This window comes from Variovorax ginsengisoli (assembly GCF_030486595.1).
Lineage (GTDB): Bacteria > Pseudomonadota > Gammaproteobacteria > Burkholderiales > Burkholderiaceae_C > Variovorax > Variovorax ginsengisoli_B.
Map to the genome: position 1 here is coordinate 39135 of NZ_JAUJZH010000017.1, position 21454 is coordinate 60588.

A 21454-nucleotide genomic window follows, 5' to 3' on the forward strand; every position below is an offset into this window, starting at 1 on the left:
TGTCCCGACAAAGGCCCCGTGGATGGCAGCAGACGAGATGACACAGCCCGACGCGCAGGAAGCGCTGGCGCGCCTCGAAGCCTCGCAGCAGCGCCAGCTCGAGCTGGTCCGGCGCGTGGTGGCGCTCACGGCCGAGCGCGACAAGCTCGCGGCCCGCGTGCGCGAGCAGGACCAGGAGCTCGACGCCTCGCACAAGGTGCTGGTGGCCGCCAAGCGCCACCTGATGGTGGCCGAGGCGGCCCGGGTGGCGCAGTGGGAGTGGGACCTGGCGGGCGGCCGGGTGCTGCTCGGACGCCGCTGGGACCGGATGATCGGCGAAGAGGTCGAGGACCGCCGCTGGGAGTTGAGCGCCCTGGAGGCCCGGGTCCACCCGGACGACCTGCCGCTGGTCCGCCAGGCCCTCAAGGATGCGCTCAGCGGCAAGGCCGACCGCTACATCGCCGAGCACCGGGTCTCGACCGCCAACGGCTGGATCTGGATCGAGAGCGTCGGCATGGTCACCGAGCGCGATGCCGCGGGCGCCCCCTTGCGCCTGACCGGCTTCAACACCGACATCACGGCGCGGCGCACGATGCATGCCGAGATCGAGCAGGCCCGGGCCCAGGCCGAGGCCAGCAACCGGGCCAAGAGCGAGTTTCTCGCCAACATGAGCCACGAGGTTCGCACGCCGCTCAATGCCGTGATGGGGCTGACCCGGCTGCTGCACCAGTCGCCGCTGAACGATGAACAGCGCCAGCACCTGGAACTGATCGACAACTCCGCCACCTCGCTGCTGGCACTGCTCAACGACGTGCTCGACCTGTCGAAGATCGAGGCCGGCAAGCTGGTGTTCGAGCAGGTGCGCTTCGACGTCGGCCGCTGGGTGCGCGAGGCGGTGGCGCTGCACCGGCCGGCGGCGGCCAAGAAAGGCCTGAAGGTCGAGCTCGAGATCGCCGAGGACGTGCCGTGGAAGGTGGCGGGGGACCCGGGGCGGCTGCGCCAAGTGATCTCCAACCTGGTGTCGAACGCGGTGAAGTTCACCGACTTCGGCCGCATCTCGGTGACCGCGCGGCTGGCGCCCAACCAGAGCGAGCTGCGGCGCGACCAGCTGCGCCTGCTGTTCACGGTGCGCGACACCGGCATCGGGGTCGCGCAAGACAAGCAGGCGCACATCTTCGAAGCCTTCACGCAGGCCGATGCATCGATCACGCGGCGCTATGGCGGCACCGGGCTCGGCCTGGCCATCTGCGCGCGGCTGGTGTCGATGATGGGCGGTTCGCTGAACCTGCTGAGCCGGCCGGGCGAGGGCAGCACCTTCCGCTTCACGGCGGTGTTCGAGCAGGCGGCCGACGAGATGAGCGTGCTGACCGAACCGGCCCCGCTCGAGGCCATGAGCCTGCAGGGCCTGCACGTGCTGGTGGCCGAAGACCATGCGGTCAACGAACTGCTGATGCGCAAGCTGCTGACGCAGATGGGCTGCACCTTCCACGTGGCGCGCAACGGCGAGGAGGCGGTGCGCTGCTGGCGGGAGCGCCGCTTCGACCTGGTGCTGATGGATGTCCAGATGCCGGTGCTGAGCGGCCTCGACGCCGTGGCGCAGATCCGCGCCGTGGAAGCCGCCGAGCCGCGGCGCGGGCACACGCCTGTCGTGGCGCTGACCGCGCATGCGATGGCCGGCGACCGCGAACGCTGCCTGGCCGCCGGCATGGATTCCTATGTATCGAAACCGGTGTCGCCGGCGCTGCTGGCCCAGGCGATCCAGGAGGCCCGCGCGGCGCGCCGCGAACCGGGGGACGAGTGGGACCCCGGGCAGTTGGGCATCGAGGACCTCTTCAAGCCCGAGGCCGCGATGGCGCCGCCGGTCGACATGCGGCAACTGGTGCGCACGCTCGGCGGCGACCTGGTGGTGGTGCGCGAGATCGCGGTCGCGATGCGCAGCGACATGGCGGTGCGGCGCGAGGCGATCGCCGCGGCGCTCAGGGACGGCAACGCCACCGCCGGCCAGGAGCAGGTGCACGCGCTCAAGGGGGCGCTGGCCAGCATCGGCGCGCACCAGGCGGCACGGCAGGCCAAGAACGTCGAGAACGCGTGGCGCCAGGGCGACTGGGACACCGTGCGCGCCGCGGCCGAACTGCTGGAGCGCGAGGTGGAGCGGGTCGACGCGGCGCTCGAGGAAGTGGTCGACGGTTGAGCGTTTGAGCGCGACGGCTATTTGTTGAAGGCCGAGGCCGGCAGCCGGAGGTCGGTCAGCTTCCAGTCTGCGAAGCCGCTGCGTTCCAAGACCAGGCCGAGGCGCTCGCTGTTGGGCTCGTCGTCGGGGCGGGCGGGGTCGACGGCGTAGGCCGTGACCCGGCTGGCGCCCTGGCGCTCGATGATCCAGCGGGCCTTCGTCGGCTCCGGCGCGGCGCTGTCCGCCGGGGCGCTGCCGGGGGGCGGCGGCGCCGGCTCGGACGCGCTGCGGCCGAGCCGGCCGTTCTGCATGGCGGCCATCACCGTTTCCGGCCGCACCATCGTGTCCACCAGCGGATTGACCAGGCTCGCGCCGATGACGTTGCCGAGCGCGCTCAGCGGGTTGCCGCCGTCCTTCGGCGCCCCGAGCTTCTGCGCCAGCAGGGCCGTCAGCTGTGCCTTGAGGCTTTCGCGCAGCCGGGGATAGTCGATGTGGGCATTGAGGGCTTCGGCGTCGCCGCGCTGCGCAGCCGCCTGGAGCTGGCGCACGGCCAGAAAGGGCGACAGGTACCAGTAGCCGGCGCCGGCCAGCAGGAGCAGCATGACCAAGGCGGCCGCAGCCAGGCGTTGTGGTTTCTTCATCCCCCGATTCTGCCAATCGGGACGCGCTCGCCGCGCTTTAGTACTTGAGGGTCACGCCGGCCTTCACGCCCTTTTTCTCATTGCCGTCGGAGAAGACGCCAGCGGAATAGGACAGGTCGCCTGCCGTGCTGCCGCCGAGCGAATAGGTCGGCCGGGAGCCGGTGGTGTCGACGCCGATGTACTTGCTGCTGCCGTCAGGGCGTTGGGCGCCGACCGTGGCGCCCTTCGATTCCATCGACGTCTCGGTCGGGGACACGTTGGGCTCGACGTAGACAGTCCCGTTGTCGTCGCTCTTCAAGGGCAGTTTCGGGGTCTGAGCGAGGGCGGCGGCACAGCACGCGGCCAAGCCCAGCACTGCAACGATGGATGTGCGCATGCCTGGATCCTGAAGCCGATGAGCCGGCGGCCGCGTAGGCCCGAGTCGCCGGCTCGGCTGCGCGTTGTCCGACAGGCGAGCCGGAGCTTCTGAGGTTCAGCGGCGCATGGCGTCGCGGATGACAGCGGCCGGCCCGATTCCGAGCGAGCCAAGCAATGTCAGGACCCAGAAGGTGACCGCCGCCGGTCCGACGACGACGACTGTGGCGGTGGACATATGCTGATCGGCCCAGCCGACCGCGAGGACGACGATCGCGAAGACGATCGTCACGAAGACGCGATAGCTCGATACGCCTGGACGCCAGCGTCCGGTTCCGTCAGAAAGTCGAGCCATGCTCGGACGAACGAGGCGGGCAGATCGCAAGCGCGGGGCTGCCAATGGCTGTGGCGAGAGTTCGATGAACGGAGAAGGCATGACGGAATTGTGCGGTGCGGAACCTGACTGTTGGCCTCCCAACGGCCAGGGACTGACCAAAATCCGCGGCCTCTTTCGTTCTTGAGAAGGCACGCGTGTCCGTCACCCGACTGCTCGCCGACTATGGCTACCTGGCTGTCTTTGCGGGCTGTCTTCTCGAGGGCGAGACGATCCTGCTGCTGGCCGGATTCGCGGGCCACCAGGGTCACTTGTCGTTGCCGCTGGTCCTCGCGATCGCCTTCATCGGCGGAGCCCTGGGCGACCAGATCTTCCATTGGGCGGGGCGCGCATGGGGCACGGCGCTGCTGGGCCGGATACCCGGTTTCCATGAGCGGGCGCGGCGGGTCATCGCATTGCTGAAGCGCCACGACGCATTGCTGATCGTCGGCATCCGCTTCATGTACGGCCTGCGCATCGTCGGGCCGATCGCCATGGGCGCCGTCGGCCTGTCGCCTCGGCGCTTCAGCGTTTTCAACGTGGTCGTCGCAGCCATCTGGGCGCCGCTGGTGGGTGGCCTGGGCTACCTGTTCGGCCATGCCGTCGAGGCGTTGCTGGGCGATGTCGCGCGCTTCGAGGAAGTGGCCCTGGCCCTGATCGTCGCTGGCGCGGCCTTGTTCGCGCTCATTCACGCCAGGCTGCGGGCGAGATCGAAATCGAAGGATCCGGAATGATGAAGCGCAGCGGGTCAGTGCGTGTCGTGCTCCGTCCTGCGCCATTCCCAGGGCGGCACCGGGTTGGCGTCCCGCCAGAGCCCGATCTTCTTCGCCCGCGCTTCGGCTTCGGCGAATTCATGCTGGCCGCGGGCCTGGGGCGTCTGCTCGTGGGCATAGGCGCGGTACCACCAGGCCATTCCGAGCGTGAGCATCGCCAGTCCGGCGTCCAGTGTCTTCGGACCCGGCGGCCCCGATGCCGGCGCGACCCTGACGCTGCACACTGCACGGCCATAGCGGTCGGTCTTCGGGCAATCGAGTTCGACCTCCTTTGCGAAGACCAGTCGCGACAGCGCTTGCTTCGCGCGGGCGCCGAAAGCCTGGCGCTTCTCGGGCGCGTCGATGGCATCGAGGCGGATCTTCAGCCGTTCGTAGCCGTCTGTCCCCGGACAGCGCGCCGTCAGCGTGTCGCCATCGGTGACGCCGACCACCAGGCAGTCGCGCGGCGCGGCGTGGAGGGCGAAGGGAAGGGTGAACAAGAGCGCGAAGACGAGGCGGCGCGTCGGCCCACGAGGAACGCGAGTGCCGAATTCCTGGATCTTCATCGTGCCCCTTCATTGCTGTTGCAGACTCACCATACTAAGGCTCATCGACGGCGCATTGCCTTGCGGTAAAGCAGGCCTCGGGACGTTGGCGCTGGCGGCCCGCGCGCGCATCATCTCGTCACGGAGACGTAGGCTGTGCACACGTCGCGAAGCAAGTTGCTTCAGGCACAACGTGCAAGTAACCCTATGGCAACCGACACACCCGGAATGGGCTCGGCATTCAACGATTGGCAGGCTCTTTCTCTGGCATACGAGGCGGCGATCGAATCCCTGCGTCGCCGCGAACCGGGGGCTGGCGAAGTCCTCAGGAAGATCTCGCGCGAGCTGCAAACCTGCGAAGGGGCGAATGCCGAGAGGTCTGCTGCTGCGAAGCATCAATGAAGCCCCCAAAGGAAAATGCCCCGCTACCTTTTGAGTAGCGGGGCATCCAGTGGCCTTGCGGCACATTTTTGGCTCCTCGACCTGGGCTCGAACCAGGGACCTACGGATTAACAGTCCGGCGCTCTACCAACTGAGCTATCGAGGAACAAGCCTCAAATTATATATCGAGTGAACGGGCCGAATCCCCGCGCACCCACACGACGCGCTACAAAATTGAGGTCGCCGAAGCAAAAAAAAACGCGCCGACATGGGCGCGTTCTGCAGAGACACTCGACGCTCGTGTAGAGGCCGAATGCAGAGCCGAAGCTCTTCTTGCTTTGCCGCCGAAAAACAGGTTCACTGCGGCTTGATTCTGGCTCCTCGACCTGGGCTCGAACCAGGGACCTACGGATTAACAGTCCGGCGCTCTACCGACTGAGCTATCGAGGAACAAGCCTTAAATTATAGCGTGGTTTTCGCCCACTTCGGAACAAGCCCGAGATTCCTGCGCCGCTGCGCAGCGATGCCTCAGGCGGAGCGATTGCAGATCGCCATCAGCCGCCGTGCCGCCTCCTCGGGCTGCGGGTCGGCCACCAGCGCACGCACCACGGCCACCGAGCCGACGCCCGTGGCCAGCACCTCGGGCATGCGCTCTTCATCGACGCCGCCGATGCCGACCTGCGGGTAACCTCGCATGAGCCGCGCATACGCAGCCAGGCGCGCCACGCCTTGGGGCGCGGTCGCCATCCGCTTGAGCGTGGTCGGGTAGACCGCGCCCATCGCGATATAGCTCGGGCTTGCGAGGTCGGCGCGAAGCATTTCCGCGTAGCCGTGGGTGCTGACGCCGAGGCGAATGCCGGAGTCGCGGATCGTCCGCAATTCTGCGGGAGCCAGCGCGTCGAGGTCTTCCTGGCCCAGATGCAGGCCGTAGGCCCGCGCGGCGATGGCGTTCTTCCAGTGGTCGTTGATGAAGAGCAGGGCGCCCGTGCCGCGCACCGCCTCGACAGCCGCCTGCACCTCGTGCTCGATGGCGCCGACATCGTCCGACTTGAAGCGCAGCTGCACCGTCGGCACGCCCGCGCGCGCCATGCGGCCGACCCATTGGGCATCGGGCAGCACCGCATACAGGCCCAGCTTCTCGGGGCAGGGCGGAAACGCGTCGTTGCGGCGCGTCGGCGGAAAGGATCGCAGGCCGAAATCGGCCGGGGTGTCGGGCCAGGCCTCGGCGTCGAAGCGCCCGTTGCGCTCGCTCTGTGCCCGCCATGCGCGCGCCAGGCATTCGGCGTCGATGTCGATGAAGCCCAGGGTGCCGCAGGCCTGCTTCGCGCCGCGGTAGATCGGGTCGTCGGAGGTGAACGAATCCGCGGCGTGGCTCGTCGTGCCAAAGCGCGCGGCGTGGGCCGCCACGATGGCCCGCGTGATGTTGGAGGCGTCGGTCATGGCGGTCATTGGGAAGCGGCGTGATGCCAGAAGGGTGTGCCCAGCACCGGCGTGCTCGGCTGGGCCGAATCCTGCGCCGCCATCGCGCCGGCATGGTGGGCCGAGCGCCCGGCCTGCACCGCATCTGCGAAGGCGCCGGCCATCGCGACCGGGTCCTGCGCCAGCGCCACCGCGGTGTTCAGCAGGACGCCGTCGTAGCCCCATTCCATCACTTGGCAGGCATGCGAGGGCAAGCCCAGCCCGGCGTCGACCAGCAGCGGCACTGACAGCCGCTCGCGCAGCACCTGCAAGGCGTAGGGGTTGACAGGCCCGCGCCCGGTGCCGATCGGCGCCGCCCAGGGCATCACGGCCTGGCAGCCGACATCAACCAGCCGCTGGCACAACACGAGGTCCTCGGTGCAGTAGGGCAGCACCTGGAAGCCGTCGCGGATCAACTGCGCGGCGGCGTCGACCAGGTTCAGCGTGTCGGGCTGCAGCGTGTAGTCGTCGCCGATCAGTTCGAGCTTGATCCAGGGCGTGTCGAAGAGCTCGCGCGCCATCTGCGCCGTGGCGATCGCCTCCTGCACGCTGTGGCAGCCGGCCGTGTTGGGCAGCACCGGCACGCCGAGGCTGCGCAGCAGATCCCAGAAGCCGTTGTCGCCGCCGGCGCCGCCCAGCGTCGCGGTCTGGCGGCGCAGCGAGGCGGTGAGCATGGCGGGCCGCGCGCGCCGGACGGCCGCCTCGAGCACGTCGGGCGAGGGGTAGCGCGCGGTGCCGAGCAGCAGCCGGCTGTCGAAGCTCTGGCCGTAGAGCACGAGCGGATCGTTGGCGGGAATCGGTGTCATGGGGTGTCCTCAGCCGCCCGTCACGGGGCGGATCACTTCGATGCGGTCGTCGGCCTGCAGCAGGTGCGCGCCATAGTTCGAGCGTGGCACGAACTGGCGGTTGACGGCGACGGCGAACGGCGGTTTGGCCTCGATGAGCGCAAGCGCGTCCGACAGCGTCGCGCCGGCCGGCAGCTGGTGGGGTTGGTCGTTGATCAGCAGGTTCATGGATGGGTTGCGAGGCCGAAGCGGCCGGCCAGCGCCGACTGGCCGGTGGCCAGCAGTTCGAGCGCCACGTCGAGGATCGCCGGCGCGATCATGAAGCCGTGGCGATAGAGGCCGTTGACCTGCATCACGTGCGGGCGCAGCTCTCGCACGGCCGGCAGATTGTCGGGCAGGGTCGGGCGGCACTGGGTCGCGATCTCGACGATGCGCGCTTCCGCGAAGCCGCTGTGCACCGCGTAGGCCGCGCTCAGCAGCTCGAGCGTGGAGCGCACGCTGGCCGGCGACATGTCGTCCGATTCGATTTCGGTGGCACCGATGACGAACAGGTGATCGGGCTTGGGGGCAATGTAGATCGGGTAGCGCGGGTGCACCAGCCGCATCGGCCGCCGCAGCGTGACTTCGGGCGCATGGACCCGGATCACTTCGCCGCGCACGCCGCGCAGCGCGCTCCACTGCGGCTTGGCGCCGAGGCCGCGGCAGTCGATCACGCGTTCGGGCTGGCCGGCGGCGCCGGGACTGAAGTCGTCGGGCGTGCGCGGCGCGTGCCAGTGCAGCCGGGCCTTCGGCTGCGCCTGCAGCGTGGCCAGCAGCGCGTCGAGCAAGGCGCGGTTGTCGAGCTGGCCTTCGTCGGGCAGCAGCAGCGCCTGCGCGAAGCGCCGCCCCAGCGCGGGTTCGATGGCCTCGATGCCGGCGGCGTCGAGCGTGCGCATCGCGGGCAGCTCCGGCACCCGTTCGCCGGTGCGCTCCAGCACACGGCGCAGCCGCGCGGCCTCGGCGGCGTCCTGGCGGTGCCACAGCACCAGCGTGCCTTCGCGCTGGAAGAACACCGGGGCCGCGAGCGCTGCGATCAGCGTCGGCCAGCGGTCGAGCGCGTGGTGTCCCATGCGCACGACCGACGGCGGCGCCACGGCCGATTCGGCCAGCGGCGCGAGCATCGCGGCAGCGACCCGTGCGGCGGCGCCCTCGGCCTGCGGGCCACCGGCTTCGTACAGGTCGATCTCGCAGCCGGCCCGGGCCAGTGCCAGTGCCAGCAGGCGGCCCATGAGCCCGGCGCCGAGCACGGCCGCGGAGCGGAAAGGGAATTCTTGCAACGGGCTCATCGCGGATTCAGCGTGGGCCACGGCGTGCGTGGCCGATAATTTTCAACATGACCTCTGCATTTTCCCGCTACGCACGCGTGCTCTCGATCGCCGGCTCCGACAGCGGCGGCGGCGCCGGCATCCAGGCCGACCTGAAGACCTTTGCGGCCCTCGGCTGCTACGGGATGACCGCGATCACCGCGCTGACGGCGCAGAACACTCTCGGCGTGTCGGGCATCCACGGCGTGCCGCCGGCCTTCCTGAAGGCGCAGATCCAGGCGGTGGTCGAGGACATCGGCGTCGATGCGGTGAAGCTCGGCATGCTGCATGCGCCCGAGATCGTCGAGGTGGTGGCCTGGGCCATCGACCACTACAAGCTGCCCAACGTGGTGCTCGATCCGGTCATGGTCGCCACCAGCGGCGATCGTCTGATCGCCGCCGAGACGGTGAACGTGCTGGTGCGTGAACTGTTCCCGCGCGCGGTGGTCGTCACGCCCAACCTCGACGAGGCGGCGCTGCTGATCGGCCATGCGATCGACGGCGTCGATGCGCTCGACGACGCCGCCACCGAACTGCTCGCGCTGGGTGCCAGGGCGGTGCTGCTCAAGGGCGGTCACCTGCCGGGCGACGACGTGGTCGACGTGCTGGCTGAGGCCGACGGCGAGCGGCTGCGGCTGTCTTCCGCTCGTATCGCGAGCCGCAACCTGCATGGCACGGGCTGCACGCTGTCGTCGGCGATCGCCGCCCACCTGGCGCTCGGCCATGCGCTGCCCGAGGCGGTGGAACGCGCCCGCGGCTATGTGGTCGCCGCCATGGCGGCGGGCGCGGACATGCAGGTCGGCGCCGGTCACGGTCCCCTCAACCACGGCTTTGCGCCAGTGCCGAGCGTCCGCCTGCCTGCGCCGGGCGCGTGACCAGGGCCAGCACGAAGGTCAGGGCCAGGGTCGGCAGCGCCGAGCCCCACTGCGGCGCCCAGGCGGCGCAGGCGTGGTAGATCGCGATGCCGCCGATCCAGATGGCGGCCGCGGCCAGGTCGACGCGGCGGCTCGCCAGCGGCACCGGCGCGTTGCCGGTGCCGAGCCGGCCGAGGATCACGCCGTAGAGCGGCACGAACACCGAACTCAGCAGCAGCAGGAAGGGTTCGAGGGTGTGCATCGGCAGCACCAGCGCGAAGCCGATGCAGACCGCGGCCAGCAGCAGCCCCCAGCGCCGCACGCTCCAGCGCGGCTGCAGGCTGTGGGCCGACACCGAGCCCGAGTAGACATCGCCATAGGCGTTGTCGAGCTCGTCGATCAGGATCAGGCCGAGTGCGACCAGGCCGCCTTGCGCCAGCAGCAGGGCGGCGACCAGGTCGGTGCCGGGCTCGGCGACGCTCACGACCATCACGCCGAGCGCGTAGCACCAGACGTTGGCCAGCACATAGCCGATCCAGGTGCCGCTGAAGGCTCCGCCCAGGCCGCCCGTGCTGCGCTTGCCGTGGCGGGCGTAGTCGGCCACCAGCGGCAACCACGAGACCGGCATGGCGATCACCAGATCGAGCGCGCCGAACATGCCCATCGAGCCGTCGCCGGGGCGGGTCCAGAAAGCCTCCAGTCCCTTGGCGTGGAGCCGGGCCGCGAACTGCCAGGTCAGCCAGGCCAGCGAGAGCACCACCAGCGGCAGGCCGAAGCGGCTCACGAAGCGGCGTACAAGCTTGACCATCGAGCCGGCCAGCAAGGCCAGCAGCACGGCGCCCCACAGCAGCGTCGTCAGGATGGTGCCCAGCGGGCCGCCGAGCGACCAGCCGAATGCCTGCGCGCCGATGGCCTGGGTGCCTTCGCGCATGATCACGAGCTCGAAGGTGGTCCAGCCGATGAGCTGCACGATGTTGAGCACCACCGGCAGCCGCGCGAAGGCGCTGCCGTAGGTGGCGTTCATGAGGCCGGCGCTGGCCAGGCCGCTTTCGCAGCCGACACGGGCCGTCCAGGCCAGCAGGCCGGCGCCTATGCAGGAGCCCAGCACGATCGCCAGCATCGCGTCGCGGGTGCCGACCGCGGGCACCAGGTAGGCGCCGATCTGCATCACCAGCAGGCCGACGCCGAGGCTGAACCAGAGCGCCATGTGGTCGCGCCACTGGAAGACGCGGTGCGATTCGCCAAGCGGCGTCAGCGCCTCGTTGGCCGTGGCCGAGGCCTGTTCATGGGTTGTATTTGCCATCCATTTGCTCCATGCAAGTGTGTGGCAGGTGGGCGAGGCCGGCGACCCGACCGCCGCGCGAGAAAACGTGGCGGCCGCCGGACCAGCTTCCCTGCGCGAGGATTACCTCAGTCAGGTTCAAAGGGACTCTCTCAGCCAGCCTGCAACAGCGTGTTGCGGGCCGGCACCCCTAGCGTTGCTTCCGTCAGGCGAAGCAGGTCGATTGTAGAGCCGGCCGGGACCGGCGGGCCCGCTCAGGCGGCGGGAGTGCCCGTGGGCTTCGCCGAGCGCGCGTCGTCGCGGGCGATCAGCGGCACGACGATGCGGCGCACACCGATGGCCAGCACCCAGAACACCCCCGTGATCACGATCGCCAGCGCGAGCCCGGCGGCGATGTCGAAGGGGAAATGGGCGCCAACGTAGATGCGCGCCCAGCCGGTGACCAGTGCGATTGCGAACACCGCGAGGCCGAGCGTTCGCAAGGCCGGGCGCAGACAGAGCACCAGCGCCAGCGTGAACATCACGCTCGCATGCGCGCTCGGCAGCGACCCCCTGGCCCCGTGGGCGATGTAGTTCGGGCTCAGGCCGGCGACGAAGGGCCTGGGGAGGTTGAGAGCCTGGGCCAGCGCGTGCGCGGCCAGCGAGGCGGCGCCGGCGGCGGCCAGGGTCGCCATCAGGTAGCCGCGTTGTGCGGGCTGCCGCCAGGCGGCCACGGCCAGCAGCGCCAGGCAGAGCCAGGAGGTTCCCTCGGCCAACAGCGTCGCCAGCCAGAGGAACTGCGCGTCGGGCGAATGGCCCGCGCCGAGCCATTGGAAAAGAGAGATGTTGACGTCCTGCATGTCAGGCGATCCTAAGGCCAGCGGGTGTCCCCACCATGAACGCGGTGTTCACGTGCGATTCAGGCATCGATCGGTTCTCAGTGGGCGACGCCGAGCAGCGTGTGCAGCCGCGTGCTGGTGGTGGTGTACTGCAGCGGAATCGACTTGTCGGGAAACACGATCGCCGCCGCGCCCCAGGCCGCCAGCGTGGCCTCGTGGAAGCCGCAGACGATCAGCTTCTTCTTGCCGGGGTAGGTGTTGATGTCGCCAACGGCGAAGACCCCGCGCTCCTGGGTCTGGAATTTCTCGGTGTCGACCGGCAACTGCTTGCGCTCGAGCGCCAGTCCCCAGTCGGCGATCGGTCCGAGTCGCGGCGAGATGCCCAGGCAGCCGATCAGGGTGTCGAAGGGCAGCGCGACGGTCTGCGCGTCGGGCGTGGCGACTTGAAGATGGGCCGGGTCGAAACCGACCGGCTGCCCGACCTGGAGCCGAAGGGCGCCGGCGGCGATGCGCTCGCGCAGTGCCGCGACCGTGGCCTCCTCGGCCTGGAAGACGTCGCGGCGATGCAGCAGCGTGACCGCCTTGGCCAGCGGCAGCAGCGCCAGCGCGGTCTCTAGCGCGGCATCGTCGCCGCCGTGGACGATCACCGACTGGCGCGCAAAGCGTTCGAGGGCGTCGGGGTGGTAGAAAAGCCGCGTGCCTTCGAGGCTGGCGATGCCTTCGACCGCGATGCGCCGCGGGACGAAGGCGCCGACGCCGGCGGCGATGAAGACCGTCTTGCAAAGGAAGGCGTTGCCGCGCGAGGTCCCGAGCAGCAGGCGGCCGTCGTCCTGGCGGGCCAGCGTCGCGACCTGCTCGTCGAAGTGGATGCGCGGCTTGAACGGCGCGATCTGCTGCAGCAGGGAATCGGCCAGGCCGCGCCCGGTCGTGACCGGCGTGCCCGGGATGTCGTAGATCGGCTTGTCGCCGTACAGCGCCACGCACTGGCCGCCCGCGCGCGGCAGGGCGTCGACGATGTGGCAGGAAATCTCGAGCAGGCCAAGCTGGAAGGCCTGGAACAGCCCGACCGGGCCCGCGCCGATGATCAGTGCATCGGTTTCGATGGGCGCAGCCGGCGTACTCAGCGCACCAACTCCCCGATCTTGTCGGTCTTGTCTTTCCACTCGTCGGCATCGGGCAGCGCGGGCTTGCGCTTGGTGATGCTCTTCCAGCCGTCGGCCAGCGCCAGTTCGGCGTTGAGCTTGATGAAGGCCAGCTGGTTGGCCGGCAGGTCTTCTTCGGCGTAGATGGCGTTCACCGGGCACTCGGGGATGCAGACCGCGCAGTCGATGCACTCGTCGGGATCGATGACCAGCATGTTCGGCCCTTCACGGAAGCAGTCGACCGGACAGACGTCGACGCAATCGGTGTATTTGCAGCGGATGCAGGATTCGGAGACGACGTGGGTCATTTTCTTGGCAAGCGGAAGGGAATGATCGGGGAAACCCCGAATTTTAGGCCTTTGTGGCGGCAGGCCGCACCAGCACCGCGGCGGAGGTGCGGTGCGAGGCGGTATCGACCAGGATCAGCGAGCCCAGGGTGCGCGACTGGGTGAAGGGCAGCACGGCCAGCGGCTGCTGCAGCGACAGCACCACGTCGCCGATGGCGTTGGCTTCGAGCTTGTCGGTCGGCTCGGCGTCCAGCGTCGTGATGTTCACGCGGTCGATGATGCGCGCCACCTTGGCCTTGACCCAGCGGTGGCCCTGCAGCGCCCAGTAGACCCGGCCGGCCACCAGCGGCTCGTCGTCGAGCCAGGCCACCGTGGCGGTGATCTCGCGCACCGGCTCGAAGGCGTCGGGGGCCAGCAGCCAGTCGCCGCGCGAGACGTCGAGTTCGCGGTCGAGCACGATGCCGGCGCTGTGGCCCGCATGCACGGCCTTGGGCTCGCGCGTGTGGCTCAGCACCTGGGCCACGGTGGCGTGCTGGTTGCTCGGCAGCACGCTGATGCGCTGGCCGGGCTCGATGTGGCCGCTGGCGACCCGTCCCCAGAACACGCGGCGGCCGCGCGAGGTGTCGGCCGAGGCCGAGAACTTCTCGACCCATTGCACCGGGAACGCGAAGGGCACGGACTCGTCCTGTGCGGTGACAGGCAGCTGCTCGAGCAGTTCGAGCAGGCTCGGGCCCTTGTAGCCGGCCCAGTCGGGGTGGCGCGACGCCACGTTCCAGCCCTTGAGCGCGGAGATCGGCACCGTGGCGGCGACCTGCACGCCAGCCGCTTCGGCGAAGTTCGCGAGCGCCTCCGAAATGCGTTCGAAAGCCAGCTCGGCATCGTCGATGGCATCGAGCTTGTTGACCGCGAACACGATCGACTGCACGCGCAGCAGATGGCACAGCAGGGTGTGGCGGCGGGTCTGCGGCAGCAGTTCGCGCCGGACCACTTCGCCGTCGCCGACCTCGGCGGCCCAGGCCAGCTTGGTCGCGTCGACCAGCACCACGGCGGCGTCGGCGCTCGATGCGGCCGTGACCATGTTGCGCGTGTACTGCTCATGGCCCGGCGCGTCGCCGATCACGAACTTGCGGTGCGCGGTCGAAAAGTAGCGGTAGGCGACGTCGATCGTGATGCCCTGCTCGCGCTCGGCCGACAAGCCGTCGGTCAGCAGCGCCAGGTCGGTCTCGCCGCCGCGCTGCACGCCGGCCAGCTGGTCCTGCAGCACGGTCTTGCTGTCGACCAGCAGGCGGCCGATGAGGGTGCTTTTGCCGTCGTCGACGCTGCCGCAGGTGATGAAGCGCAAGGCGGCGCCGGTCTCGGCGTGAAGGGCGGTGGACGCCGGGGAGGGGGTCGCGATCGTCATCAGAAGTAACCGTCTTTCTTGCGCTTTTCCATCGAGGCTTCGGAGGTCTTGTCGTCCATCCGCGTGGCGCCGCGTTCGCTGACGTCAGCCGCCAGCGTCTCGACCACCACGTCGCCGGCATCGGCCGCCAGGCTGTCGACCGGGCAGGTGCAGGTGATGTCGCCGACGGTGCGGAAGCGCACGTCGCGCACTTCGACCTGCTCGCCATCGCGCGGCGGCGTGAGCTCGGTGACGGGCACCAGCAGGCCGCGGCGCTCGACGACTTCGCGCTTGTGGGTGTAGTAGATCGAGGGCAGGGCGATGTGCTCGCGTTCGATGTACTGCCAGACGTCGAGTTCGGTCCAGTTCGAGATCGGGAAGACGCGGAAATGCTCGCCCGGTGCGAGCCGCGTGTTGAACAGCGTCCACAGCTCGGGCCGCTGGTCCTTGGGCTGCCATTGGCCAAAGCTGTCGCGGTGCGAAAAGATGCGTTCCTTGGCGCGCGCCTTCTCCTCGTCGCGGCGGGCGCCGCCGATCAGCGCGTCGAAGCGGAATTCCTCGATCGCCTCGAGCAGGGTCACCGACTGGTGCACGTTGCGCGATTCGCCCGGGTGGGCGAGGCGCACTGTGCCGCGCCTCATCGAATCCTCGACGTTGCGCACGATCAGCTCGGCACCGAGTTCCTTGGCGCGTTGATCGCGGAAGGCTGTCACTTCAGGGAAGTTGTGGCCGGTGTCGATCATCAGCAGCGGATACGGGATGCGGCCGGCGCCGAAGGCCTTCTCGGCGCACTTCAGCAGCACCAGCGAATCCTTGCCGCCCGAGAACAGCAGGGTCGGCCGCTCGAAGGAGGCTGCGACCTCGCGCAGGATGAAGATGGTTTCTTCTTCCAGGGCGTCGAGCTGGGTGTTGGACAGGTGGGCCAGCGTCTGTGCGGTCGACAGCAGCAGGTCGGGTTCGGTTCGGGCGTTCATCGGGTGCGATCTTGAATGCGGGGAGTCGGTGCGGCGTTGGCGCTCAGTGCGCGAGGTGCAATCCGCACTCGCGGTTGTCTTCGCCCTTGGTCGGGTCCACGTAGTCGAAGTTGTTGGGCAGGCCATGCGCCTCGCAGTAGGCGTACAGGTCCTTCGACGACCAGTGCAGCAGCGGCGCGACCTTGATCAGGCCGTCCGGATTGACGCTGACCGGGTCCATCTGCGCGCGCACGGCCGTGTCGGTGGCCCGCAGCGCGGTGAACCAGACCTTCGGCGCGGTCTCGCGCAGGGCGCGGGCGAAGGGCTCCAGCTTGACCTCTTCCGTGAAGGCGGCGTGGCGCGGATCGTCGAGTGCCGGCGTCGGACCTTCCACCGCCTCGCGATGCGCCCGCGAGCGGCGCGGCAGGTAGATGTGCAGGTCGAGCCCCAGCTGCTTCGTCACTTCGTCGGCGAAGCGGTAGGTGGCCTCGGTGTTGTAGCCGTTGTCCATCCAGACCACCGGCACATCGGGCTTCGCACGCGTGACCATGTGCAGGATCACGGCCTCGAAGGGGCGGAAATTGGTGGTGACGATGGTCGGCTGGCCGAGGCCGATGGCCCAGTCCACCAGCCCCTCGGCGTTGCGGCCGAGTTCGGTGTTGATGCGTGCGAGGTCGATGCTCATGCCGAAGGCTCCGATGCGGGCTCGGGTGCCGCGACGAAATGCGGCGCGGCCTGCACTGCGTCGCCCTGGTAGAAGGCGGCGAAGCGGTCGAATTGGCGCTGCGCGGCCGAGGCGTCGACGCCTTCCTTGAGCACGGCGCTCGAGAAGCCGGTGCGCTGCATCTGCACCAGCTGGTCGATCAGCACGTCGCCGGTGGCGCGGATGTCGCCCTTGAAGCCCAGGCGGCGGCGCAGCAGGAAGGCCTGGCTGTAGGCGCGGCCGTCGGTGAACTTCGGGAAGTCGAGATCGATGCGCTCGACGTCGTCCAGGCAGACCTCGATCGCCAGCGGATCGGCATCGTTGGGCAGCTGCAGCACGGTCGGGTCGCCATCGTCGACGTGGTCCTCGGCGGCGATCAGTCGAAGGGTCTTGTTCATTCGGAAACCTCCGCGCTACGCGCTACGGTATTCGCCTTCGGGGCGGCCGGGCGGCTCATGCGGCCACCTCGACCTTGAAGCGGGCGCCGTTGGCGGCGGCCTTGAAGGGTTCGATGCCGACCCGGCGCAGCGCGTCGATGAAGGTCTCGCCGGCTTCGCGGGTGTCGCGGTAGGTGTTGAGCACGGCCTCGATCACGTCGGGCACTTCGGCCGCCGAGAACGACGGGCCGACCACCTTGCCGGCCTGCGCCGCGCCGCTGAGCAGCGAGCCGTCGGAGCCGCCGAGCGTGACCTGGTACCACTCCTTGCCGTCCTTGTCGACCCCGAGGATGCCGATATGGCCGCTGTGGTGGTGGCCGCAGGAGTTGATGCAGCCGCTGATGTGGAGGTCGATCTCGCCGAGGTCGTCGAGTTCGTCGAGGTCCTGGTAGCGCTCGGTGATGGCTTCGGCGATCGGGATCGAGCGCGCGTTGGCCAGGGCGCAGAAGTCGCCGCCGGGGCAGGCGATCATGTCGGTCAGCAGGTGGACGTTGGCGCTGGCGAAGCCGGCCTCGCGGGCGTTCAGCCACAGCGCGTGCAGGTCCTCGGCATGCACCCAGGGCAAGAGCAGGTTCTGGTCGTGCGTGACGCGCACCTCGCCGGCGCTGAAGCGGTCGGCCAGCCGGGCGGCGGTGTCGAGCTGGTCGGCCGAGGCATCGCCGGGCGCCTGCAGGCGGCGCTTGAACGACAGCGTCACGGCGCGCAGCGCCGGGTTCTGGTGCGGCGCCACGTTGCGCGCCAGCCAGCGCGCGAACATCACGTCGTCGGCGGCCTGCGCGCGCAGGTCGGCATCGGTGGCCTCGGCGCTGCGGAACACGCGGGTGGCGAGCTGCGGCGGCACGAAGGAGGCGCTCACGCGGTCGAGTTCGGCCTGCGTGATGGTGTGCGGCGCACCGTCGTGCTCGATGACCTGCTTGTACTCGGCCTCGACGTCGTCGATGTAGCGCTGGCCCTCGGCCTTGACCAGGATCTTGATGCGCGCCTTGTAGATGTTGTCGCGCCGGCCGTAGCGGTTGTAGACCCGGATCACCGCTTCGAGGTAATTCATGATCTGGTTCCAGGGCAGGAACTCGCGCAGCACGGTGCCGATGATCGGCGTGCGGCCCATGCCGCCGCCCACCTGCACGCGGAAGCCCAGCTCGCCGGCCTCGTTCTTGACCAGGTGCAGGCCGACGTCGTGCCAGCCGGTGGCGGCGCGGTCTTCCTTGGCGCCGGTGATGGCGATCTTGAACTTGCGCGGCAGGAAGGCGAATTCGGGGTGCAGCGTGCTCCACTGGCGCATGATCTCGGCGAAGGGGCGCGGGTCGGCGATCTCGTCGACCGCGATGCCGGCGCGTTCGTCGCTCGTGATGTTGCGGATGCAGTTGCCGCTGGTCTGGATGCCGTGCATGTCGACCGAGGCCAGCAGGTCCATCACGTCGGCCGACTTGGCCAGCGGGATCCAGTTGTACTGCACGTTCTGGCGCGTCGTGAAGTGGGCGTAGTGGGTCGGCAGCTTGTGCGTGCCGAGCTTGCCTTGCGTGGCCAGCGCGTGCTTGTAGACCTCGGCCTCGGGCTCGTCGTACTCGCGGGCGATCTTCGCCAGCACGCGCAGCTGGCGGCTCGACAGTTCGCCGTAGGGCACGGCCACCCGCAGCATCGGCGCGTAGCGCTGGACGTACCAGCCGTTCTGCAGGCGCAGCGGACGGAATTCGTCCTCGGCGAGCTTGCCGCTCTGCCATCGCTCCAGCTGGTCGCGGAATTGCGCGGCGCGCAGGTGCACGAACTGGCGGTCGAAATCAGTGTATTGGTACATCGTGTGTCAGTTGCTGGAAGGCGGCGCGTCCACCACCCGTCAAAGCGAGCGTGGAATGTAAGAGCGAGCCTTATGGAAACAAACTATTTTTTGGTTCGCGCCTTATGCGGATAAGCTTATTCGCCAGTCCCCATGCGGGTTTGCGGGCGATTCGAGTGCGCTTCCGGATAAGGCGGAAGCGCTGGGGAACCGTCGATTCTAGGAAAGGGCGCGGCGTCGTGCAGGGCGCCGCCGGGCGCTCAGCAGCAGCGCCCCACGCCCTGGCCGTAGCGGCGCTCGATCACCTTGGCGCAGTAGTCGTCGCGGGAGAGCACCGGCGCGCCGGGATGAAGCTGGGCCGCGTGTTCCAGGTAGCGCTCGTAGTCGGGCATGCCGAAGACCTGCCGGCAGGCCGAGCAGAGGCTCTGCCAGCGGCGGCCCAGCGAGCGCTCGGCCTCGGGATTGCCGGCGTCGTTCACGGCATCGCTCCCTGCGGCCCGCTCATCGGCGGGATCTCCTGCGCCGTCGGCCTGGACTGCTTCAGGGCCTGCAGGCAGATCTTGGCGGCGAACACGCACATCGCGACCACCAGCAGCACGAAGAAGCCGCAGACCACGGCGTCGAGCGTGTTGTTGAAGGCCACGCGCTGCATCTCGGCGATCGACTTGGCCGGTGCGATCAGCGTGCCTTGCGCGGCCGCATCGCCGAACTTGCGCGCCAGCGCCAGGAAGCCGATGGCCGGGTCGGGGTGGAAGATCTTCTGGACGCCGGCGGTCAGTGTCGTGACCAGCAGCCAGGCGGTCGGCGCCAGCGTGACCCAAACGTAGCGTTCGCGCTTCATCTTCACGAGCACGCTGGTGCACAGCAGCAGCGCGATGCCGGCCAGCATCTGGTTGCCGACGCCGAACAGCTGCCACAGCGTGTTGATGCCGCCGAGCGGATCGACCACGCCCTGGTACAGAAAGTAGCCCCAGAGTCCGACGCACAGCAGCGTCGCGACGATGTTGGCGGGCAGGAACTCGGTGTCGCCGAGCGGCTTGTAGAGGTGGCCCAGCATGTCCTGGATCATGAAGCGGCCCACGCGCGTGCCGGCGTCGACCGCGGTCAGGATGAAGAGGGCCTCGAACAGGATCGCGAAGTGGTACCAGAAGGCCTCCATCGACTTGCCGCCGAAGGCCTGGCCGAGGATCTGCGCCATGCCGACCGCCAGGGTCGGCGCACCGCCGGCGCGCGACAGGATGCTGGTCTCGCCGATATCGATCGCGGTCTGGTTGATGAGCTCGGGCGTGATCGTGAAGCCCCAGCCCGAGATCACCTCGGCCGCGTGGGCCGCGGTGGTGCCGATCACCGCCGCCGGCGCATTCATCGCGAAATAGATGCCGGGGTCGAGCACGCTGGCGGCCGTGAGCGCCATCACAGCGACGAAGGACTCGGCCAGCATGCCGCCGAAGCCGATGAAGCGCATGTGCGACTCTTTCTCGACCATCTTCGGCGTCGTGCCCGACGAGATCAGGGCGTGGAAGCCCGACACCGAGCCGCAGGCGATGGTGATGAACAGGAAGGGGAACAGCTTGCCCGAGAACACCGGCCCGCTGCCGTCGATGAAGCGGGTGGTGGCCGGCATCGCCAGCAGCGGCGCGACGTAATAGATGCCCAGCGCCAGCGCCACGATGGTGCCGATCTTGAGGAAGGTGCTGAGGTAGTCGCGAGGCGCCAGCATCAGCCAGACGGGCAGGCTGGCCGCGATGGCGCCATAGACGATCAGCGCCCAGGCCAGCTGCGGGCCGGTGAGGGTGAACCACGGCGCCCAGGTGGCGCTCTCGGCCACCGCCCGGCCGAGGAAGATCGATGCCAGCAGCAGCACCACGCCGAACACCGAGGCCTCGCCGACGCGGCCCGGCCGGATGATGCGCATGTAGACGCCCATCAAAAGCGCGATCGGGATGGTGGCGAAGATCGTGAACAGGCCCCAGGGGCTGCCGGTGAGCGCCTTCACGACGATCAGCGCCAGCACCGCCAGGATGATGATCATGATCGCCAGCACGCCGACCAGCGCCAGCGTGCCGGGCACCGGGCCGAGCTCCATCTTGATCATCTCGCCGAGCGACTTGCCGTCGCGCCGCACCGACGCGAACAGCACGATGAAGTCCTGCACTGCACCGGCCAGCACCACGCCGGAGAGGATCCACAGCGTGCCGGGCAGGTAGCCCATCTGCGCCGCCAGCACCGGCCCGACCAGCGGCCCGGCGCCCGCAATGGCCGCGAAGTGGTGGCCGTAGAGCACCCATTTGTTGGTCGGCACGTAGTCCATGCCGTCGTTGTGGCGCAGCGCCGGCGTGACGCGCGTGTCGTCCAGCCGCAGCACCTTGTCGGCGATGAACTTGCTGTAGAAGCGGTAGGCGATGAAGTAGACGCACAGCGCCGCGGTCACGAGCCAGACCGCGTTGACGCTCTCGCCCCGGCCCAATGCCAGCGCTGCGAACGAGAAGGCGCCGAGGATGGCGATCGCCGGCCACAGCAGCAGGGAGGTCAGCTTGTTCATGGCGCGGCTCCTGTTGGCAAAGCCGCCGATTCGGACATGACCGTCGGCATGTCTCCTTCGGCGGCAGCCATCTTCCTGCCGCGGCGGCGCCGGCGCAAGGCGCAGATTGAATCGGATTGCGACTGCCCGGATCGGATAGCGCCTAAGCCATATGGACCGGGGCGCGCCCAAGCCCTAATGTTGGTTAATAGCTAAGTAGTACAAATAACAACTGGGAGTTGCCGTGCATCGGTCGAAAAGAGGACAGCTGGCGAAGCTGAGGGGCGAGATGGTGCGCTGCCGCCTGGCCGTGGTCGCCGCGCGCGAAGAGATGATCGAGTCGCTCGGCGACTTCATGTGCGGCAGCGGCACGCCGCCGGGCCTGGAGGACATCCGGGCGCTCGAGCGCCTCTGCGAAGCGCAGGAGGAGGCCGAGACGGCCTATGCACGCCGGCTGGCGGCGCCGCCCGAGCACCACCCGGCCGCCTTGCGGCTGCGGGTGGGGTGATTCCAGGCCGGCG

Annotated in this window: 24 protein-coding genes, 2 tRNA genes and 1 riboswitch; of the genes, 5 read left to right on the plus strand and 21 right to left on the minus strand. The window is 69.0% G+C overall.

The window, feature by feature from the left end; translation table 11 throughout:
• Positions 1-37: 37 nt before the first annotated feature.
• The gene (locus tag QZH52_RS22120; RefSeq protein WP_301812734.1) at positions 38-2170 is read left to right on the plus strand and encodes an ATP-binding protein; all 2133 of its coding nucleotides are present in this window, start codon (positions 38-40) and stop codon (positions 2168-2170) included.
• Positions 2171-2187: 17 nt separating this feature from the next.
• On the opposite strand, the gene QZH52_RS22125 is transcribed toward QZH52_RS22120, so the two are convergent.
• The 3 genes from QZH52_RS22125 to QZH52_RS22135 all read right to left on the minus strand — a co-directional run bounded on the left by QZH52_RS22125 (position 2188) and on the right by QZH52_RS22135 (position 3436).
• Complete coding sequence (locus QZH52_RS22125) at positions 2188-2790, minus strand: DUF2939 domain-containing protein (RefSeq protein WP_301812735.1); 603 nt, start codon at positions 2788-2790, stop codon at positions 2188-2190.
• 37 nt (positions 2791-2827) lie between these two features.
• Positions 2828-3166 carry a hypothetical protein gene (locus tag QZH52_RS22130; protein ID WP_301812736.1) on the minus strand — a complete coding sequence of 113 codons (339 nt, stop codon included), beginning with the start codon at positions 3164-3166 and terminating at the stop codon, positions 2828-2830.
• A gap of 96 nt (positions 3167-3262) precedes the next feature.
• The gene (locus tag QZH52_RS22135) at positions 3263-3436 is read right to left on the minus strand and encodes a hypothetical protein (RefSeq protein WP_301812737.1); all 174 of its coding nucleotides are present in this window, start codon (positions 3434-3436) and stop codon (positions 3263-3265) included.
• A 239-nt stretch (positions 3437-3675) separates the two neighbouring features.
• On the opposite strand from QZH52_RS22135, the gene QZH52_RS22140 reads away from it, so the two are divergent.
• A complete protein-coding gene (locus QZH52_RS22140; RefSeq protein ID WP_301812738.1) occupies positions 3676-4251 on the plus strand; it encodes a DedA family protein in 576 nt (191 codons plus the stop codon).
• Positions 4252-4265: 14 nt separating this feature from the next.
• On the opposite strand, the gene QZH52_RS22145 is transcribed toward QZH52_RS22140, so the two are convergent.
• A complete protein-coding gene (locus QZH52_RS22145; protein WP_301812739.1) occupies positions 4266-4835 on the minus strand; it encodes a thermonuclease family protein in 570 nt (189 codons plus the stop codon).
• Between the two features lie 186 nt (positions 4836-5021).
• Between QZH52_RS22145 and QZH52_RS22150 the strand changes: the two genes are divergently transcribed.
• A complete protein-coding gene (locus QZH52_RS22150) occupies positions 5022-5216 on the plus strand; it encodes a hypothetical protein (RefSeq protein ID WP_301812740.1) in 195 nt (64 codons plus the stop codon).
• A 69-nt stretch (positions 5217-5285) separates the two neighbouring features.
• Here QZH52_RS22150 and QZH52_RS22155 read toward each other — a convergent pair.
• The 6 genes from QZH52_RS22155 to QZH52_RS22180 all read right to left on the minus strand — a co-directional run bounded on the left by QZH52_RS22155 (position 5286) and on the right by QZH52_RS22180 (position 8763).
• Positions 5286-5361: transfer RNA gene (locus QZH52_RS22155), tRNA-Asn, on the minus strand.
• Positions 5362-5569: 208 nt separating this feature from the next.
• Positions 5570-5645, minus strand: a tRNA-Asn gene (locus tag QZH52_RS22160).
• A gap of 78 nt (positions 5646-5723) precedes the next feature.
• A complete protein-coding gene (locus QZH52_RS22165; RefSeq protein ID WP_301812741.1) occupies positions 5724-6644 on the minus strand; it encodes a thiamine phosphate synthase in 921 nt (306 codons plus the stop codon).
• Entirely contained in the window at positions 6641-7459 is an 819-nt protein-coding gene (locus QZH52_RS22170; RefSeq protein WP_301812742.1) for a thiazole synthase, read from the minus strand. Before QZH52_RS22170 ends, QZH52_RS22165 begins: the two co-directional genes overlap by 4 nt.
• Before the next feature lie 9 nt (positions 7460-7468).
• Entirely contained in the window at positions 7469-7666 is a 198-nt protein-coding gene (gene thiS, locus QZH52_RS22175) for a sulfur carrier protein ThiS (protein ID WP_286531996.1), read from the minus strand.
• The gene (locus tag QZH52_RS22180) at positions 7663-8763 is read right to left on the minus strand and encodes an FAD-dependent oxidoreductase (protein ID WP_301812743.1); all 1101 of its coding nucleotides are present in this window, start codon (positions 8761-8763) and stop codon (positions 7663-7665) included. Before QZH52_RS22180 ends, thiS begins: the two co-directional genes overlap by 4 nt.
• A 47-nt stretch (positions 8764-8810) precedes the next feature.
• On the opposite strand from QZH52_RS22180, the gene thiD reads away from it, so the two are divergent.
• Positions 8811-9656 (plus strand): bifunctional hydroxymethylpyrimidine kinase/phosphomethylpyrimidine kinase, encoded by an 846-nt coding sequence (thiD, locus tag QZH52_RS22185; protein ID WP_301812744.1) that lies wholly within the window; start codon positions 8811-8813, stop codon positions 9654-9656.
• Here thiD and QZH52_RS22190 read toward each other — a convergent pair.
• The 11 genes from QZH52_RS22190 to QZH52_RS22240 all read right to left on the minus strand — a co-directional run bounded on the left by QZH52_RS22190 (position 9601) and on the right by QZH52_RS22240 (position 20954).
• Positions 9601-10938, minus strand: a complete 1338-nt coding sequence (locus QZH52_RS22190; protein ID WP_301812745.1) for a purine-cytosine permease family protein — start codon at positions 10936-10938, stop codon at positions 9601-9603. The genes thiD and QZH52_RS22190 overlap by 56 nt on opposite strands.
• 71 nt (positions 10939-11009) lie before the next feature.
• Positions 11010-11119: riboswitch (TPP riboswitch) on the minus strand.
• A 52-nt stretch (positions 11120-11171) separates the two neighbouring features.
• Positions 11172-11756, minus strand: a complete 585-nt coding sequence (locus QZH52_RS22195) for a phosphatase PAP2 family protein (RefSeq protein ID WP_301812746.1) — start codon at positions 11754-11756, stop codon at positions 11172-11174.
• A 77-nt stretch (positions 11757-11833) separates the two neighbouring features.
• Positions 11834-12898, minus strand: coding sequence for an NAD(P)/FAD-dependent oxidoreductase (locus QZH52_RS22200; protein WP_301812747.1), 1065 nt, complete (start codon positions 12896-12898; stop codon positions 11834-11836).
• Positions 12856-13185: a ferredoxin FdxA gene (gene fdxA, locus QZH52_RS22205; protein ID WP_162574924.1), complete on the minus strand. Its 330-nt coding sequence runs from the start codon at positions 13183-13185 to the stop codon at positions 12856-12858. The genes QZH52_RS22200 and fdxA overlap by 43 nt, the downstream gene beginning before the upstream one ends.
• A gap of 43 nt (positions 13186-13228) precedes the next feature.
• Positions 13229-14566 carry a sulfate adenylyltransferase subunit 1 gene (locus QZH52_RS22210; RefSeq protein WP_301812748.1) on the minus strand — a complete coding sequence of 446 codons (1338 nt, stop codon included), beginning with the start codon at positions 14564-14566 and terminating at the stop codon, positions 13229-13231.
• Positions 14566-15519, minus strand: a complete 954-nt coding sequence (gene cysD / locus QZH52_RS22215) for a sulfate adenylyltransferase subunit CysD (protein WP_301812749.1) — start codon at positions 15517-15519, stop codon at positions 14566-14568. The genes QZH52_RS22210 and cysD overlap by 1 nt, the downstream gene beginning before the upstream one ends.
• A gap of 43 nt (positions 15520-15562) precedes the next feature.
• On the minus strand, positions 15563-16183 hold the full coding sequence (locus tag QZH52_RS22220; protein ID WP_301812750.1) for a phosphoadenosine phosphosulfate reductase domain-containing protein: 621 nt from the start codon (positions 16181-16183) through the stop codon (positions 15563-15565).
• Positions 16180-16599, minus strand: coding sequence for a DUF934 domain-containing protein (locus QZH52_RS22225; RefSeq protein WP_301812751.1), 420 nt, complete (start codon positions 16597-16599; stop codon positions 16180-16182). The genes QZH52_RS22220 and QZH52_RS22225 overlap by 4 nt, the downstream gene beginning before the upstream one ends.
• A gap of 55 nt (positions 16600-16654) precedes the next feature.
• On the minus strand, positions 16655-18433 hold the full coding sequence (locus QZH52_RS22230) for a nitrite/sulfite reductase (RefSeq protein ID WP_301812752.1): 1779 nt from the start codon (positions 18431-18433) through the stop codon (positions 16655-16657).
• A gap of 239 nt (positions 18434-18672) precedes the next feature.
• Positions 18673-18891 (minus strand): YbdD/YjiX family protein, encoded by a 219-nt coding sequence (locus QZH52_RS22235; RefSeq protein ID WP_286531985.1) that lies wholly within the window; start codon positions 18889-18891, stop codon positions 18673-18675.
• Positions 18888-20954 carry a carbon starvation CstA family protein gene (locus QZH52_RS22240; protein ID WP_301812753.1) on the minus strand — a complete coding sequence of 689 codons (2067 nt, stop codon included), beginning with the start codon at positions 20952-20954 and terminating at the stop codon, positions 18888-18890. The genes QZH52_RS22235 and QZH52_RS22240 overlap by 4 nt, the downstream gene beginning before the upstream one ends.
• 223 nt (positions 20955-21177) lie before the next feature.
• Between QZH52_RS22240 and QZH52_RS22245 the strand changes: the two genes are divergently transcribed.
• Positions 21178-21441, plus strand: coding sequence for a hypothetical protein (locus QZH52_RS22245; protein ID WP_286531983.1), 264 nt, complete (start codon positions 21178-21180; stop codon positions 21439-21441).
• The last annotated feature ends 13 nt before the right edge of the window (positions 21442-21454 follow it).